General features: G+C 71.9%; 14 protein-coding genes and 1 pseudogene. 8 read left to right on the forward strand and 7 right to left on the reverse strand.

Annotated elements, in window-relative coordinates:
- Positions 1 to 34 precede the first annotated feature (34 nt).
- The 4 genes and pseudogenes from ACZ7LE_RS23140 to ACZ7LE_RS23155 all read right to left on the reverse strand — a co-directional run bounded on the left by ACZ7LE_RS23140 (position 35) and on the right by ACZ7LE_RS23155 (position 4,133).
- Positions 35 to 1,312 (reverse strand): aspartate aminotransferase type Ic, encoded by a 1,278-nt coding sequence (locus ACZ7LE_RS23140; protein ID WP_470405568.1) that lies wholly within the window; start codon positions 1,310 to 1,312, stop codon positions 35 to 37.
- A 271-nt stretch (positions 1,313 to 1,583) separates the two neighbouring features.
- Positions 1,584 to 2,789 (reverse strand): annotated as a pseudogene (gene rocD / locus ACZ7LE_RS23145) (ornithine--oxo-acid transaminase); the annotation flags it as partial.
- A gap of 83 nt (positions 2,790 to 2,872) precedes the next feature.
- The gene (locus ACZ7LE_RS23150) at positions 2,873 to 3,652 is read right to left on the reverse strand and encodes a hypothetical protein (RefSeq protein ID WP_470405569.1); all 780 of its coding nucleotides are present in this window, start codon (positions 3,650 to 3,652) and stop codon (positions 2,873 to 2,875) included.
- Between the two features lies 1 nt (position 3,653).
- Entirely contained in the window at positions 3,654 to 4,133 is a 480-nt protein-coding gene (locus ACZ7LE_RS23155; protein WP_470405570.1) for an OsmC family protein, read from the reverse strand.
- 168 nt (positions 4,134 to 4,301) lie between these two features.
- Here ACZ7LE_RS23155 and ACZ7LE_RS23160 point away from each other — a divergent pair, with 168 nt between their 5' ends.
- The 3 genes from ACZ7LE_RS23160 to ACZ7LE_RS23170 are packed head-to-tail and all read left to right on the forward strand — an operon-like array spanning position 4,302 to position 6,225.
- Positions 4,302 to 4,847, forward strand: coding sequence for a hypothetical protein (locus tag ACZ7LE_RS23160; RefSeq protein WP_470405571.1), 546 nt, complete (start codon positions 4,302 to 4,304; stop codon positions 4,845 to 4,847).
- Between the two features lie 50 nt (positions 4,848 to 4,897).
- Positions 4,898 to 5,701, forward strand: a complete 804-nt coding sequence (locus ACZ7LE_RS23165) for a thymidylate synthase (protein ID WP_470405572.1) — start codon at positions 4,898 to 4,900, stop codon at positions 5,699 to 5,701.
- The gene (locus ACZ7LE_RS23170) at positions 5,701 to 6,225 is read left to right on the forward strand and encodes a dihydrofolate reductase (RefSeq protein WP_470405573.1); all 525 of its coding nucleotides are present in this window, start codon (positions 5,701 to 5,703) and stop codon (positions 6,223 to 6,225) included. Before ACZ7LE_RS23165 ends, ACZ7LE_RS23170 begins: the two co-directional genes overlap by 1 nt.
- A 103-nt stretch (positions 6,226 to 6,328) precedes the next feature.
- On the opposite strand, the gene xylB is transcribed toward ACZ7LE_RS23170, so the two are convergent.
- Entirely contained in the window at positions 6,329 to 7,831 is a 1,503-nt protein-coding gene (gene xylB / locus ACZ7LE_RS23175) for a xylulokinase (RefSeq protein ID WP_470405574.1), read from the reverse strand.
- 164 nt (positions 7,832 to 7,995) lie between these two features.
- Positions 7,996 to 9,150 (reverse strand): xylose isomerase, encoded by a 1,155-nt coding sequence (gene xylA, locus ACZ7LE_RS23180; RefSeq protein ID WP_470405575.1) that lies wholly within the window; start codon positions 9,148 to 9,150, stop codon positions 7,996 to 7,998.
- Between the two features lie 90 nt (positions 9,151 to 9,240).
- Here xylA and ACZ7LE_RS23185 point away from each other — a divergent pair, with 90 nt between their 5' ends.
- Positions 9,241 to 10,479 (forward strand): ROK family transcriptional regulator, encoded by a 1,239-nt coding sequence (locus ACZ7LE_RS23185; RefSeq protein WP_470405576.1) that lies wholly within the window; start codon positions 9,241 to 9,243, stop codon positions 10,477 to 10,479.
- 84 nt (positions 10,480 to 10,563) lie between these two features.
- Here ACZ7LE_RS23185 and ACZ7LE_RS23190 read toward each other — a convergent pair whose 3' ends face one another.
- A complete protein-coding gene (locus ACZ7LE_RS23190) occupies positions 10,564 to 11,331 on the reverse strand; it encodes a GntR family transcriptional regulator (protein WP_470405577.1) in 768 nt (255 codons plus the stop codon).
- A 238-nt stretch (positions 11,332 to 11,569) separates the two neighbouring features.
- Between ACZ7LE_RS23190 and ACZ7LE_RS23195 the strand changes: the two genes are divergently transcribed.
- From ACZ7LE_RS23195 to ehuA, 4 genes are read left to right on the forward strand one after another with little or no spacing between them, the layout of a single operon-like run.
- On the forward strand, positions 11,570 to 12,499 hold the full coding sequence (locus tag ACZ7LE_RS23195) for a transporter substrate-binding domain-containing protein (RefSeq protein ID WP_470405578.1): 930 nt from the start codon (positions 11,570 to 11,572) through the stop codon (positions 12,497 to 12,499).
- A gap of 8 nt (positions 12,500 to 12,507) precedes the next feature.
- Positions 12,508 to 13,242, forward strand: coding sequence for an ectoine/hydroxyectoine ABC transporter permease subunit EhuC (gene ehuC, locus ACZ7LE_RS23200; protein ID WP_470405579.1), 735 nt, complete (start codon positions 12,508 to 12,510; stop codon positions 13,240 to 13,242).
- Positions 13,239 to 13,880: an ectoine/hydroxyectoine ABC transporter permease subunit EhuD gene (gene ehuD / locus ACZ7LE_RS23205; RefSeq protein ID WP_377230018.1), complete on the forward strand. Its 642-nt coding sequence runs from the start codon at positions 13,239 to 13,241 to the stop codon at positions 13,878 to 13,880. Before ehuC ends, ehuD begins: the two co-directional genes overlap by 4 nt.
- Positions 13,873 to 14,652: an ectoine/hydroxyectoine ABC transporter ATP-binding protein EhuA gene (gene ehuA, locus ACZ7LE_RS23210; RefSeq protein WP_470405580.1), complete on the forward strand. Its 780-nt coding sequence runs from the start codon at positions 13,873 to 13,875 to the stop codon at positions 14,650 to 14,652. Before ehuD ends, ehuA begins: the two co-directional genes overlap by 8 nt.
- Positions 14,653 to 14,680: the final 28 nt, after the last annotated feature.

A 14,680-nucleotide genomic window follows, 5' to 3' on the forward strand; every position in this document is an offset into this window, starting at 1 on the left:
GGTGACCTGAGGGTCTGACACGTCGGCGGGTCGGTCAGGCGTGCGCGGCCTCGGCGGCCGCGAGGAGCACACAGGTCGCGACGCCGTCCATCGCCGTCCGGACCTCGTCCAGCGGGGGCATCGACGGCGCGAGGCGCACGTTCTTGTCCTGCGGGTCCTTGCCGTACGGGTGGGTCGCCCCGGCGGGGGTCAGGGCGATCCCGGCCTCCTTGGCGAGCTGGACCACGCGGGCCGCCGTGCCGGGCGCGACGTCGAGCGACACGAAGTAGCCGCCCTTGGGCTCGGTCCACGACGCGATGCCGTAGCCGCCCAGCCGCTCGGTCAGGATCTCGACCACCGCCTCGAACTTCGGTGCCAGGATCGCGCGGTGCTTGCGCATGTGCTCGCGCACCCCGTCGGCCGAGCCGAAGAACATCGCGTGCCGCAGGTGGTTGATCTTGTCGGGGCCGATCGAGGCGACCGACAGGTGCTTCTTGAACCAGGCGATGTTGGCCGGCGAGCTGCCCAGGAACGCGACGCCCGCGCCCGCGAACGTGATCTTGGACGTGGACGCGAACAGCAGCACGCGGTCCGGGTGCCCGGCCTCGGCGGCCAGCGCGATGGCGTTCGGGCTGGTCACCTCGTCGTCGGTGAGGTGGTGCACGGCGTAGGCGTTGTCCCACAGGATCCGGAAGTCCGGCGCGGCCGCGGGCATCGAGACCAGCGCGCGGGCGACCTCGGCGCTGATGACCGCGCCGTCCGGGTTGGAGTAGGTGGGGACCACCCACATGCCCTTGATGGTGGGGTCCGCGGCGACGAGCGCGGCCACGGCCTCGGCGTCCGGGCCGTCCGCGGTCATCGGGACGGGGATCATCTCGATGCCGAAGGCCTCGCAGATCGTGAAGTGCCGGTCGTAGCCCGGCACCGGGCAGATCCAGCGCACCTTCTCCTCGCGCGACCACGGCTTCGGCGAGTCGGGGAAGCCGAACAGCTCCGCGAACGCGACGACGTCGTGCATCGACGTGAGCGAGGCGTTCCCGCCCGCAAGGAGCTGCTCCACGGGCACGTCGAGGAGCTCGGCGAAGATGCGGCGGATCGTGATGCCGCCGTCCAGCCCGCCGTAGTTGCGCGTGTCCGTGCCGGACTCGTCGGCATGCACGCCGACGCCCGGCAGGGCCAGCATGGGCTCGGCGAGATCGAGCTGCTCGGCCGACGGCTTGCCGCGCGTGAGATCCAGCTTCAGGCCCTTGGCCTGGAGCTCGGCGTAGGCCTGCTGGAGCTCCGCGAGTTCGGGCAGTGTCGCGGTGTTGTGGGACGACGTCGTGGTGGTCACCCCCGGGAGCCTACGCTCAGCCGGCGGCCGGTGACAGCCTGGACCGGCGTCGCTTTCGCGGCGGGGCCGGCTTCTCGTCCGGCTTGTCGTCCGGGATGTCTGCCGTGTCCGTGGACGGGGTGGTTTCGACGGCGGCGTCGGTCTGCTCCGTCGCGTCCTTGCCGGTGTCGGACGGCGGTTCGGTGGCCGGCTCCTCCGCCGGGGCCTCCCCGTCCGAGCCGTCGTCGTCGGAGCCCTCGTCCGGGCCGCCCCCGGGGCCGCCGTCCCGCAGCGCCACCAGAGACTCCTCGAGGATGTCCAGCGCCATCTCCAGCTCGGGCTGCACGATCGACAGCGGCGGCGACAGGCGGATCGTCGCGTCGTGCGTGTCCTTCGCGAGGACGCCGCGCTCCAGCAGGGCCTCGCACAGCTCGCGGCCCGTGCCGAGCGACGGGTCCACGTCGATCCCCGCCCAGAGCCCCACGCAGCGGGCCCCGGTCAGCAGGCCCTGGTCCACGAGGGCGTCGAGCCGGTCCTTGAGCACCCGGCCCGACGCCGCCGCGCGCGCCTGGTACTGCCCCGTCGAGAGCAGGTCGAGGGCCGCGACGCCGACCGCGCAGGCCAGCGGGTTGCCGCCGAACGTCGAGCCGTGCGTGCCCGGCGTCAGCACGCCCAGGATCTCCGGCTTGCCGACCACGGCCGAGACCGGGACGATCCCGCCGCCGAGCGCCTTGCCCAGACAGACCAGGTCCGGCCGCACGTCCCAGAGCTCGCAGGCCAGCGTGGTGCCGGTGCGGCCGAGGCCCGACTGGATCTCGTCGGCGACCAGCGCGATGTTCCGCTCCGCGGTGAGGGCGCGCAGGCCGGGCCAGAAGTCGTCCGGGGGCACGACGACGCCGGCCTCGCCCTGCACCGGCTCCATCAGCACGGCCACCGTCGTGTCGTCCACGGCGTCGGCCACCGCGGCCAGGTCGCCGAAGGGCACCCGGACGAAACCGGGGGCGAACGGGCCGAACCCGTCCCGGGCGGCCGGGTCGTCCGACAGACCGACCAGCGTGGTGGTGCGGCCGTGGAAGTTGCCGCCGGCGACCACGATCGTCGCCTGGTCCGCGGGCACGCCGCGCACGTCGTACCCCCACTTGCGGACCGCCTTGATCGCGGTCTCCACGGCCTCGGCGCCGGAGTTCATCGGCACCACGAGGCTGTCCTCGCCGCCGGTCGTCAGCGGCCCCACGACCTCGACGAGCCGCTGGGCGAACTCCTCGAGCCGGTCGTGGTCGAACGCACGGGAGGTGAGCGTGACCTGGCGCAGCTGCGTCATCGCAGCCGCCACCAGTCCTTGGTGCAGGTGCCCGAAGTTCAGGGCCGAGTACCCCGACAGGAAGTCGAGGAACTCGTTGCCGTCCGTGTCCCATACGTGTGTACCGTGCGCCCGCGCGATCGTGACCGGCAGGGGATGGTACGTCGGGGCGAGTGCGCCGTGCGTCGTGTCCGCCATGACCCGCAGCCTAGGTCGGCTCCCGGAATCCTGCCGGTCCGCTGGCGGATATTGACACCTGGCCGCACGGCGCCCCGGACGGCCTACTTCTGCTCGATGACGCGAGGGAACCGCTCCGGCGGGGGACCGAACGCGGCGCGGGACTGCGCGATCACGGTGTGACCCAGCGCTCGGGCTCCGACCAGGCCGACCACGGCGCCGATGCCGAACGGCAGGATGCGGCCGAGCAGCAGGCTGCCCTGCTTGGCGATCTGCTTCTTGATGAACTGGTGCGTCAGCGCCTTGTTCACGCGCTGGAGCGTGCCGCGCGGCATGCTCGTGAGCAGCACCTTGCCCCAGGCGACGCCTGAACCGCCGATGGCGTCCTCGACGTCCTTCGCGCCCTTGTCACCGAGCACCGTGGCGAGCAGCAGGGCCCGGCGGCGCGGGACGTCCTGCACGTCGATCCCGTGCACGTCGGCCACCGCGAGCGAGAACGCCGCGGACGACGCGAAGAACGTCGCCACGTCGCTCGTCGACAGCGCGACGCTCGCCGCCGTGCCGACCGCCGGGATGGCGGCGGCCGCGCCCACCGCGCTGCCCGTGGTCTGGATGACCCGCAGGTACTCCTTCTCCAGCAGCCGGATGATCTCCGCGGGCGTGGCGTTCGGGTTGCGTGCGCGCACCTTGTCCACATGCTTGTGGATGGTCGCCGACGGGATGGTCACCGCCTTGTCGACCAGGTGGTCCAGCGGCCCGTCCGGCTTGTAGTTGAGCCAGTCGGCCCTGGTGACCTGCAGCGAGTCGTCCGGCTTGACCAGGGCGTCGCCCGGCGTGGCGCGGCCGTTGGACTCGGCCGCGGTCAGTCTCTTGTCGTCCGTCATGTCAGCCCTCCGGCTGGTTGAACTGCGCGTCCGGGATCTGGGCGCCCGCCTTGAGCGTGCGGCCCACGGTGCATGCCTTGTCGATCGATCGCTGGGCGATCGTCAGGAGCTTTGCCCGGTCCTCGTCGTCGAGGGCGGACAGGTCGATCTCGAACTTCTCGGTGAGCACCGGGTACCGGTCCTCCGCCATGTCCTTCGGGTCCTCGACCCGGATGGTGGTCTTGTAGTCGTCGCCCAGACGGCGCGCGAACGCCCGGTCGCTGCTCATCCCGGCGCACGCCGCGAGCGCGACCTTCAGCAGCTCGCCCGGCGTGAACACCGCGCCGGCGCTGGCCGGCCCGATCTCGACGCGGGCACCGCGGGCCGAGAAGCCCGTGTACGTCCGCGTGCCGTTGCGCTCCACCCACAGCGGGTCGGTGGGCGAGGGGGTCACGGCGTCCTCGCTGCGCGCGGCGTCCGGGGTCGTGGTCTGCTCCGTCATGGGGGTAATCCTTCCACTGGTCACCGACACGGTCACGGAGCTGGGCGCTTCGGGTCCCGGTCGGTCGGCCTCGTGGTCAACGCGAACGGCGCCCGCGGCGTTCCCGGGCGCCCCGCGGACGGGACCGTTCGGCGCGCAGACCGGCCCCTGCGCTGCGACGATTCTGCGATGGGGGAGAACGGGAGCACGACGCCGGACGGCGGGAAGGGCCGGTGGACGGCGGACTGGCGGGACATCGGCAAGCGGCTGCTCGGTGTGGCGGGCGTGATCCTGGCCGTGTGGCTGGTCTACCAGTTCCTCGACGCCTTCCTGCCGCGCTGGTGGGCGCAGGTGATCGGCAACGCCGTGGACGGGTCGTTCGCCGCGGGCGCCTGGTGGGGGCTGATGGTCGGCGCGGTGTTCACGCTGGTCCCGGTGCTGCTCCTCGCGCAGGCGGTGGTCACGCGGCGGTCCTGGCAGGTGCGCAGCGCGCTGCTCGTGGCGGCGGTGGTGTTCGCGGTGCCGAACCTGATGACCCTCGGCATCGTCCTGGGCACGTCGGCGGCGGCGCACGCGGGTGAGCGGATCCTCGACGTGAACGGTCCCGCGTTCCGCGGCGGGTCGGCGTGGGGCGCGGTGGCCGGCGGCGTCGTGGCGCTCGTGATCGTGACGATGACCGTGCTCTACCGCCGGCGCGGGGCCCACCTCAAGGAGCTCCGGGCCAAGCAGGGCTGACCCCGTGCCGCTCCGGGATGCCCGGCGGCGGCGGACGTAGGCTTGCCCCCATGACCGAGATCGACACCCCGTACGAGGACCTGCTCCGCGACGTGCTCGCCACCGGGACCCGCAAGGGCGACCGGACCGGCACGGGTACCCGCAGCGTGTTCGGGCGGCAGATCCGGTACGACCTGGCGCAGGGGTTCCCGCTGATCACCACCAAGCGCGTGCACCTCAAGTCGGTCGTGTACGAGCTGCTGTGGTTCCTGCGCGGCGACTCCAACGTGCGCTGGCTGCAGGAGCGCGGCGTGAAGATCTGGGACGACTGGGCCGACGAGTCCGGCGAGCTGGGCCCGGTGTACGGCGTCCAGTGGCGCTCCTGGCCCACGCCCGACGGCGGGCACGTGGACCAGATCGCCAAGGTCGTCGAGCAGATCCGCACCAACCCGGACTCGCGGCGGCACATCGTCACGGCGTGGAACCCGGCCGAGGTGGACGACATGGCCCTGCCGCCGTGCCACGCCCTGTTCCAGTTCTACGTGGCCGACGGCAAGCTGAGCTGCCAGCTCTACCAGCGCTCGGCGGACCTGTTCCTGGGGGTGCCGTTCAACATCGCGTCCTACGCGCTGCTCACGCACATGGTCGCGGCGCAGACCGGGCTCGACGTCGGCGAGTTCGTGTGGACCGGCGGCGACGTGCACATCTACGACAACCACGTGGAGCAGGTCGAGACGCAGCTCGCGCGCGACCCGTACCCGTACCCGTCGCTGCGGCTCGCCCCGCGCGACTCGATCTTCGACTACGAGTACGAGGACGTCGAGGTGCTCGGCTACGTGTCGCACCCCACCATCAAGGCCCCGATCGCCGTCTGATGATCGGGCTCATCTGGGGACAGGCACGCGACGCCGCAGGCCGGCCCGTCATCGGCGCGGGCGGCGACATCCCGTGGCACGTGCCGGAGGACTTCGCGCACTTCAAGCGGACCACGGCGGGGCACCCCGTCGTCATGGGCCGGCTCACCTGGGAGTCGCTGCCCAGGCGCCCGCTGCCGGGCCGGACCAACATCGTGGTGTCGTCGCGCGGCCCGCACGGGGTGCCGGACGCCGGCGACGGCGTCGTGGCGGCCGGGACGCTCGGCGAGGCGCTCACGGTCGCCGCCGACGCACCGGGTGGGGACGAGATCTGGGTGATGGGCGGGTCGCAGGTCTACCACGAGGCGATGCCCGTCGCCGACGTCCTGGAGGTCAGCGAGATCAACACGGAGGTCGAGGGCGACGTGTTCGCCCCGGAGATCGGCCCGGAGTGGGCGCTCGCCTCCGCGACGGAGTGGACGACGTCGTCCTCCGGGCTGCGGTTCCGGCACCTGCGGTACACCCGCCCCGGCTCTCCCGGGTGACCGTACGAATTCGGGGTGTGTGCGCTGCGTCGATCTTGTCCACGCAGCGCAACACACCCCGGGTTCGTGGTGGTTTCCCCGGTCGGCCGGGCACGCCAACAGGTCAGACCAGGTCGCGTACCGCCGCGTACTGCTCGCGCACCACGGGCTTCGGGTCGGCCGCCAGCGTGGTCGCGATCGTCGTCGACCAGGCCGGCGCGGCGACGGCGTCCGCCCCGCCCGGGGCCGCCGCGAGCGTCCACGCCGCCTGGCGCGCCGCGCCGTCGGCCACGTACTCGCCCGGCTCGGGGATGCCGATGGGCAGCCCGAAGACCTGCGGGGCGATCTGCTGCACGGCCGGGGACTGGGCCGCCCCGCCGATCAGCATCACGCGTTCCACGGAGACGCCCTGGGCGCGCAGCGCGTCCAGGCCGTCGGCGAGCCCGCAGAGCATGCCCTCGATGTAGGCGCGGGCCAGGTGGGCGCGGGTCGAGGTGGCCAGGCGGATGCCGTGCAGCGTGCCGGTCGCGTCGGGCCGGTTGGGCGTGCGCTCACCCTCCAGGTACGGCACGAGCACGAGGCCGTCGGAGCCGGGCGGGGCCTGCAGCGCGAGCTCGGCCAGCTCGTCGAAGTCGACGCCGAGCACCTCGCGGGCGGCGTCGAGCACCCGCGCGGCGTTGAGCGTGACGGCGAGCATGAGCGCGTTGCCGGTCGCGTCGGCGAAGCCGTTGATCGCGCCGGTGCCGTCCGCGGTGCGCTTCGGCGCGACGGCGGACACCACGCCCGACGTACCGATCGAGATGGCGATGTCGCCCGGCGTCATGCCGAGCCCGAGGGAGGCGCCGGCGTTGTCGCCCGCGCCGGGCCCGATGAGGCAACCGGTCCCTGAGCCTGTCGAAGGGTCGAGGTCGGAGCCCGCAATCGTCGGGTGCGCGACGGCGCCCGCCTCGGCCACGCCCACGACGCGCGGCAGCACCACGTCGGTGCGGCCCAGGGCGCGCTCCAGCAGGTCGGGGCGGTACTCGCCGACGGCGGCGTCGTAGTACCCGGTGCCCGAGGCGTCCGAGCGGTCGGTGAACAGCTTGTCGAGCTGCGGGCCCAGCGGCGCCGTCGGGTCGCCCACGGGGCCGTAGCCCGCGATGCGCCAGGACAGCCAGTCGTGGGGGAGCGCGACGGCGGCGACGCGGGCCGCGTTCTCAGGCTCGTTGTCGTGCAGCCAGCGCAGCTTGGTGACCGTGAGGGAGGCGACGAGCACCGAGCCGACGGCGTCGGCCCAGGCCTGGGCGCCGGCGTCACGGCTGCCGTCGCCCAGCTCGGTGATCAGGGCCTCGGCGGACGGCGCGGAGCGGGTGTCGTTCCAGAGCAGCGCCGGGCGCACGACGTTGCCGTCGGCGTCGAGGGTGACCATGCCGTGCTGCTGGCCGCCCACGGAGATCGCGGCGACGTCGGCCAGGCCGCCCGCGGCGGCCGCCGCCTCCTGGAAGGCGTCCCACCAGTGCTGCGGGTCCACCTCCGTGCCGTCGGGGTGCTTGGCGGAACCGGTCCGGACCAGCGCGCCGGTCTCGGCGTCGCGCACGACGATCTTGCAGGACTGCGTGGACGTGTCCACACCGGCGACGAGGGGCATCGGTGCTCCAGGGGGTGGTTCGAGAGGGAAGGCGACTGACACGCTACCGCGTCGGTCTCTTGGCTGGGACTCCCCTTTGAGGCCCGGGTTTCTTCGCTTTGACGTGGCTCAAAGCGAAGAAACCCGGGCCTCAAAGGGGAGCCGGCGGCATGCGATCGGGCAGGTCAGCCGATCAGGTGGTTCAGGGCGAGCTGGTGCAGGCGCACCAGGCCGTAGTCCCGCTCGGCGAGGGCGTCGACGTCGGGGTCGGTCTCGGCGAGGAAGGAGTCGAACGACTCGCCCTCGGCCAGCGTCGACTGACCCAGCTCGAAGATCCCGGCGTGCTCGAAGGCGGCCTGGACCTCGGGGTCCTCGCGGTACTGCTTCGCCTTGGCGGCGAGCAGGTCGTAGGTCTTCATGTTGGCCGCGGCCGACTCCCACACGCCGTCGAGGTACTCGGTGCGCGAGGGCTTGTAGTCGAAGTGGCGCGGGCCCTCGTAGCGGGGGCCGCCGTTCGGGAAGCCGTTCTCCAGCAGGTCCACCGTGAAGAACGCGGAGAGCAGGTCGCCGTGACCGAACACGAGGTCCTGGTCGTACTTGGGGCCGTGCTGACCGTTCAGGTCGATGTGGAAGAGCTTGCCGACGTGCAGCGCCAGCGCGATGCCGTGCGTGTAGTTCAGGCCGGCCATCTGCTCGTGGCCCACCTCGGGGTTGAGGCCCACGATGTCGGCGTTGTCGAGCGAGTCGATCAGCGCGATGGCGTGGCCGATCGTCGGCAGGAAGATGTCGCCGCGCGGCTCGTTGGGCTTGGGCTCGAGGGCGATCTTGAGCCCGTAGCCCTTCTCCTTGATGTACGAGGCGACGGTGTCGATGCCCTCGGCGTAGCGCGCGTGCGCGGCGTTGAGGTCCTTCGAGTTGTCGTACTCGGTGCCCTCGCGGCCACCCCACATGACGAACGTGGAGGCACCCATGTCGGCCGCCAGGTCCACGTTGCGCAGCACCTTGCGCAGGCCGAAGCGGCGCACGTCGCGGTTGTTGGAGGTGAACGCGCCGTCCTTGAACACGGGGTGCGTGAACGTGTTGGTGGTGACCATCTCGCAGACCAGGCCGGTGTCGGCGGAGGCCTTCTTGACGGAGTCGATGTGCTTCTGACGCTCGGCGTCGTCCGAGCCGAAGGGGTAGACGTCGTTGTCGTGGAACGTGAAGCCCCAGGCGCCGAGGTCGGCGAGCTTGCGGACCGACTCGGCCGGGTCCAGGTCGGGGCGGGTCGCCGTACCGAAGGGGTCGGCGGCAGGCCAGCCGACGGTCCACAGGCCGAACGAGTACTTGATGTCGCTCACGGGGTCTCCTCGTCGAGGGCGGCCCCGGCATGCGGCGCCGCATTTGTTGTACGGATGAACTATTACGCGAGCCTCGGCTACAGTCAAGGCGTGACCACCGCCGGGACCGCACACGAGACCACGACGCGAGCGGGCTCCGTCGCGGCCCGACAGCACTCCCTGCGCGAGCACAACCTGGAGCTCGTCGCCCGCGCCGTGTTCGAGGTGCCGGAACCACTCTCACGCGCGGGGGTGGCCGCCGCGACCGGTCTGGCCCGCGCGACGGTGTCCACGCTGGTGGACCAGCTCGTGGCCGCCCGGCTCGTGCGTGAGCTGCCCGCCGTGACCGGCGGCCGCGCGGGACGGCCCGCCGTCCCGCTCGTCCCGGCGCCGCGGTCCGTGGTGGGCCTCGGGCTCGAGGTGAACGTCGACTACCTCGGCGTGCGTGTGCTCGATCTCACCGGCGACGTCGTGGTCGACCGCGTGGTCCCCGGCGCGCTCCACGACAGCGACCCGGCCGTGGTGCTGCGGCAGCTCGGCGAGCTCGCCCGCGAGGTGTCCGACGGTGTCGCCGCCGCCGGCATGACGGTCGCGGGCGCGCGGCTCGCCCTTCCCGGCCTGGTGGACCCGCGCACCGGCCTGCTGGAGGTCGCGCCCAACCTGGGCTGGTCCTCGCTCGACCCCGTCCCGCTGCTCGGCCTCGGCGAGCTGCCCGTCCGCATCGCCAACGAGGCCAAGCTCGCCGCGCTCGCGGAGCTCGCCGGCGGCTCCGACGTCGCGGCCCCGGACTCGTTCGTCTTCGTCTCCGGCGACGTCGGCATCGGCGCCGCCATCGTCGTCGACCGGGCGCTCTTCCTGGGGGAGCGGGGCTGGAACGGCGAGATCGGGCACGTCGTCGTCGACCCCGCCGGGCCGCGCTGCTCCTGCGGCGCGTTCGGCTGCCTGGAGCAGTACGCCGGCAAGGAGGCGATGATGCGCGCCGCGGGCCTGCCCCCGGACGCGCCCCTCGGCGCGCTCGTCGCCCTGCTCACCGAGCGGGACGCCACCACACCCGCCGCGGGCACCCAGGCAGGAGCCGCCGCGATACCCGCCGGCCGGGCCCTCGGCTCGGCGCTCGCGGACTTCGTGAACCTCCTCGACGTGTCCACCATCGTGCTGGGCGGCGCCTACACCGAGCTGCTGCCGTGGCTCCGGGCCGACGTCGAGGCCGTGCTGGCCGACCGCGTGCTCGCGGCGCCGTTCGTGGACCTGGAGGTGCGGGCCGCGCAGGCCGGTCCGCAGGCCGCGCTCACGGGCGGGGCGCGCGAGGTGCTCCGTGCCGTCCTCGCGGACCCGGCGGCCTGGGTCTAGGCGGTCGTCCGGGGAGCCGGGTCTCGACAGGCTCGACCAGCGGGCCGGGTCTCGACAGGCTCGACCAGCGAGGCGGCTCGACCCCTACAGCTCGTCCGGGGCGTCGATCGGGCCCAGCGTGATCGCCGGCGCGTCGGCGGGCTCCTCCAGCGTCTCGACGGGCTCGTCCTCGCGGCCCAGCAGCCGGGCGACGGCGCCGTCGAGCATCTCGGTGATGACCGTGACCAGGCCGTCCTCGTCGCGCGCCGCCAGGCGCTCGACGATCACCGCGTGTGCGTCGGCCGTGTCCTTGCGCACCACGTACTCGTCGCTCACGGAGAACGTGGCCATCCGCACCTCGACGATGAGCGTGGTCATCCAGCGGGTGAGCCACGGGTTGCCCGTCGCGGCGACGAGCGCCCAGTGCAGGTTCAGGTCGGCGCCGCCGACGCGGCGCGCGTCACCCGTCCGGTTCGCGTCCACGAGCTCGTCATGGGCCCGACGCACGGTGGCCAGCGCGGCGTCGTCCCCCGACCGGACGAGCAGGCGGGCCGCGGTGATCTCCACCGACTTGCGGGCCTCGTAGAGGGCCGGCAGCCGTTCCCGGGAGATGGTCGCCACGCGCATGCCGCGGCCGGGAGTGGCGACCAGCAGCCCCTCCTGGACGAGGCGCTGGGCGGCCTCCCGCAGCGGCCCGCGGCTCACGCCGAGCTGGGTCGCGACCTCGACCTCCCGGATCGGCGAGCCGACGGCGAGCACGCCCGCGTACACCGCGTTGCGCAGCTCGGTCTGGATCAGGTCGACGGTCGAGGGACGCGTCACACGCGAGAAGGACGGCGCGGTCGCCAGGGAGGCCCGTGGCGGGTGGGACATCAGTGCTCCTTCCGTGAGCGCAACGTCGATGACGACCATCATCGCCGGTGCGCGGACATCTGTGTGGCCACGGCGGTAGCAGGGGTGGCGCCGGCCGGGTGAACTTGCAGATTGTAGACAATCCTAATGTCGAACGCTAGATTGTCTGAACGTCGCCATCCCGCTACGGTGGCGAGTCGTCCGTGAACTCCAGCCCACCCGGCCTTTGCCATATCCGCCGGGTGGCGTGAAGGGAACCATGTCTAGATCAAGCGTCCGCCCGCTCCGCCGAGCCGTCGTCGCCGCAGGGTCCGTACTCACCCTGGTCGCGCTGGCCGCGTGCACGTCGACAGCCCCGGAGGATGCCGGTGGCGCCCTGCAGCAGCTCCAGGACGACGGCGCCATCACCGTCGCGTTCAACGGCGAGGAGCCGTACTCCTACGAGGACGGCGGCGAGCTGACCGGAGCCACCATCAAGCTCAACGAGGCGATCTTCGGCGAGCTCGGCATCGACACCGTCGAGGGCGTGCAGACCGAGTGGAACTCGCTCATCCCCGGCCTGACCGCGGGTCGGTACGACGCCGTGAGCGCGGGGATGTCGATCCTCCCCGAGCGCTGCTCGGAGGCCATCTTCTCCGAGCCCGAGATCATGTACACGACCGCGTTCCTGACGCCGACCGGCAATCCCGACAACCTGACGGACATGCAGTCCGCCAAGGACGCCGGCGTGAAGCTCGCCGTGCTCAGCGGCGCCATCGAGGAGGGCTACACCAAGTCCCTCGGGATCGAGACCGTCAAGGTCGGCTCGCCGCAGGACGCGCTCGACGCCGTCACCTCGGGGCGCGCCGACGCGTCGGCGCTGACCGCCATCTCGCTCAACGCGCTGGTGGCCCGCTCGAACGCCGACGTCGAGGTCACCGACTCCTTCGTCGCCGTGATCGACGGCGTGCCCCAGATCGGTGCCGGTGCGACCGTCTTCCCGAAGGGTGAGGAGGACCTCCGCGACGCCTACAACGAGAAGCTCGCCGAGATCGTCTCCGACGAGGACCGCTGGATGGAGATCGCAGGCCCGTTCGGCTTCACTGCCGCCGAGCGTCCCGTCGAGGGCCTGACCGCCGAGAAGCTCTGTGAGGGCGACCTCGAGTCGCTGGCCAAGGACCTGGCCCCGGAGCTCGGCCTGGACGGCTGACCCGGCACGTGTCCGACAACATGCACGTACTCGTCGATCTGCTGCCGCAGCTCGGCGAAGGGATTCTCGTCACTCTCGAGCTCACGATCGCCGGTGCCGCACTCGCGCTGATCATCGCGTTCATCCTCGGGCTGGGCTCCCGGGCCCGGACCAGGTGGGCGCGGGTGCCGTCCCGGGTGGTCGTGGAGTTCTTCCGCGGCACCTCGCTCGTGGTGCAGATCTTCTGGCTGTACTACGTGCTGCCGCTCCCGCCCTTCTACGTCGAGCTCGACCCGCTGGCCTGCGGCATCCTCGCGCTCGGCCTCAACTACGGCGCCTACGCCGCCGAGGTGGTGCGCGGCTCGATCAACTCCGTGCCCACCGGTCAGTGGGAGGCGGCCACGGCCCTCGACCTGGGTGGCGTGCACCGGCTGCGCCGCGTGATCCTCCCGCAGGCCTGGCCTCTGATGATGCCCATGTTCACCAATCTGCTGATCCAGCTCGTCAAGGGTTCGGCGCTGGCGGCCTACATCACGCTGCACGACCTCAACTTCTTCATCGGGGAGCTGCGCAAGGGCACGACCGACACGGTGTTCGCCTACACGGTGGGCCTGCTGCTCTACTTCGTGTTCGCCTACGCGCTCACGCTGATCATGAACGCGCTCGAGGCCCGCGCCAAGAACCAGGTCGGTCAGGGACCGTCGCTGCGCGAGATCCTGCGCCTGACCCCCGCGCGGACCGCAGGGACGGAGGTGCGGTCATGAACGACTTCTGGAGCTGGGACCACGCCGCCGCGGTGTTCCCCGACCTCGTCAAGGGCCTGGGCATCACCGTCCTGGCGACCGTGGTGGGCATGATCATCGCCGCGGTGCTGGGACTCGTCGTCGCCGTCGTGCGGCGGTCCCGCGTGCGGGCCGTCACCATGCCGGTGGGCTTCCTGGTCGAGTTCATCCGGTCCACGCCGCTGCTGGTGCAGCTCGTGTTCGCCAACCTGATGTTCACGCAGTTCCCGTCGCTCGCCGTCGGTTGCGTGGTGCTCGGCATCCACTACGCCACGTACATGTCAGAGGTCTACCGGGCCGGCATCGACGCGGTGCCGGGGGGGCAGTGGGAGGCGGCGGTCGCGCTCGACCTGCCGAGGAGCCGGACGTGGCGTGCGGTGATCCTGCCGCAGGCGATCCGGAACACGCTGCCCGGCCTGGGGAACTACGCGATCTCGATGTTCAAGGAGACGCCGTTCCTGGCCTTCATCTACGTGGTCGAGATGTACGCCGCCGCGCAGGCGTACGGAGGTGCGAACTTCCGCTACATCGAGGCGATCACCCTCGCCGGCCTGCTCTTCCTCCTGGTGAGCTACCCGACCTCGCTGCTCGTCCGCCGAATGGAGAACCGCCTTGCCTGACAACGACACCACCCCTGCGATCGAGTTCCAGGGCGTCGGCAAGCGCTTCGGCGACAACGTCGTGCTCGACGGCCTGAACTTCACGGTCGCCAAGGGGGACCGCGTCACGCTGATCGGGCCGTCGGGCTCCGGCAAGACCACCATCCTGCGGCTGCTCATGACGCTGGAGGAGGCGAACGACGGCCTGATCCTCGTGGACGGGCAGCCGTACACGCACGAGATCCGCGGCGGGAAGCGCGTCGCCATCTCGGAGAAGCGGCGCAGCCTCGTGCGGCGTCGGGTCGGGATGGTGTTCCAGCAGTTCAACCTGTTCCCGAACATGTCGGTGCTGGAGAACATCATCGAGGCCCCGGTCCACGTGCTCGGGATCCCCAAGGCCCAGGCGGTCGCCCGGGCCGAGGACCTGCTGGAGAAGGTGGGCCTGGCCGACAAGCGCGACGCGCGCTGCACCCAGCTGTCCGGCGGGCAGCAGCAGCGCGTCGCCATCGCGCGGGCGCTGGCCATGGAGCCGGAGATCCTGCTCCTGGACGAGGTCACCTCCGCGCTCGACCCGGAGCTCGTCGCCGACGTGCTCGGGGTGCTCCGGAACATCGCCGAGACCACGGACATCACCATGCTGATCGTCACGCACGAGATGCAGTTCGCCCGGGAGGTCTCCAACCGGGTGCTGATGTTCGACGGCGGAAAGATCATCGAGGAGGCGCACCCGGAGGCGATCTTCACGTCGCCGGAGCACGAGCGGACCCAGGAGTTCCTCCGCGCGGTCCTCTGACCGGACCTGGCCCACGGCGCGTCCGTCC

This window comes from Promicromonospora sp. NPDC110617 (assembly GCF_055598465.1).

Excerpts from the sequence above, each read along its gene's own strand:
- xylB (WP_470405574.1), bottom strand. The coding sequence starts at position 7,831 with ATGCCCCTCGTCGCCGGTGTGGACACGTCCACGCAGTCCTGCAAGATC.
- ACZ7LE_RS23190 (WP_470405577.1), bottom strand. The coding sequence starts at position 11,331 with ATGTCCCACCCGCCACGGGCCTCCCTGGCGACCGCGCCGTCCTTCTCG.
- ACZ7LE_RS23150 (WP_470405569.1), bottom strand. The coding sequence starts at position 3,652 with ATGACGGACGACAAGAGACTGACCGCGGCCGAGTCCAACGGCCGCGCC.
- ACZ7LE_RS23195 (WP_470405578.1), top strand. The coding sequence starts at position 11,570 with ATGTCTAGATCAAGCGTCCGCCCGCTCCGCCGAGCCGTCGTCGCCGCA.
- ACZ7LE_RS23170 (WP_470405573.1), top strand. The coding sequence starts at position 5,701 with ATGATCGGGCTCATCTGGGGACAGGCACGCGACGCCGCAGGCCGGCCC.
- ehuD (WP_377230018.1), top strand. The coding sequence starts at position 13,239 with ATGAACGACTTCTGGAGCTGGGACCACGCCGCCGCGGTGTTCCCCGAC.
- ACZ7LE_RS23160 (WP_470405571.1), top strand. The coding sequence starts at position 4,302 with ATGGGGGAGAACGGGAGCACGACGCCGGACGGCGGGAAGGGCCGGTGG.
- ACZ7LE_RS23155 (WP_470405570.1), bottom strand. The coding sequence starts at position 4,133 with ATGACGGAGCAGACCACGACCCCGGACGCCGCGCGCAGCGAGGACGCC.
- ACZ7LE_RS23165 (WP_470405572.1), top strand. The coding sequence starts at position 4,898 with ATGACCGAGATCGACACCCCGTACGAGGACCTGCTCCGCGACGTGCTC.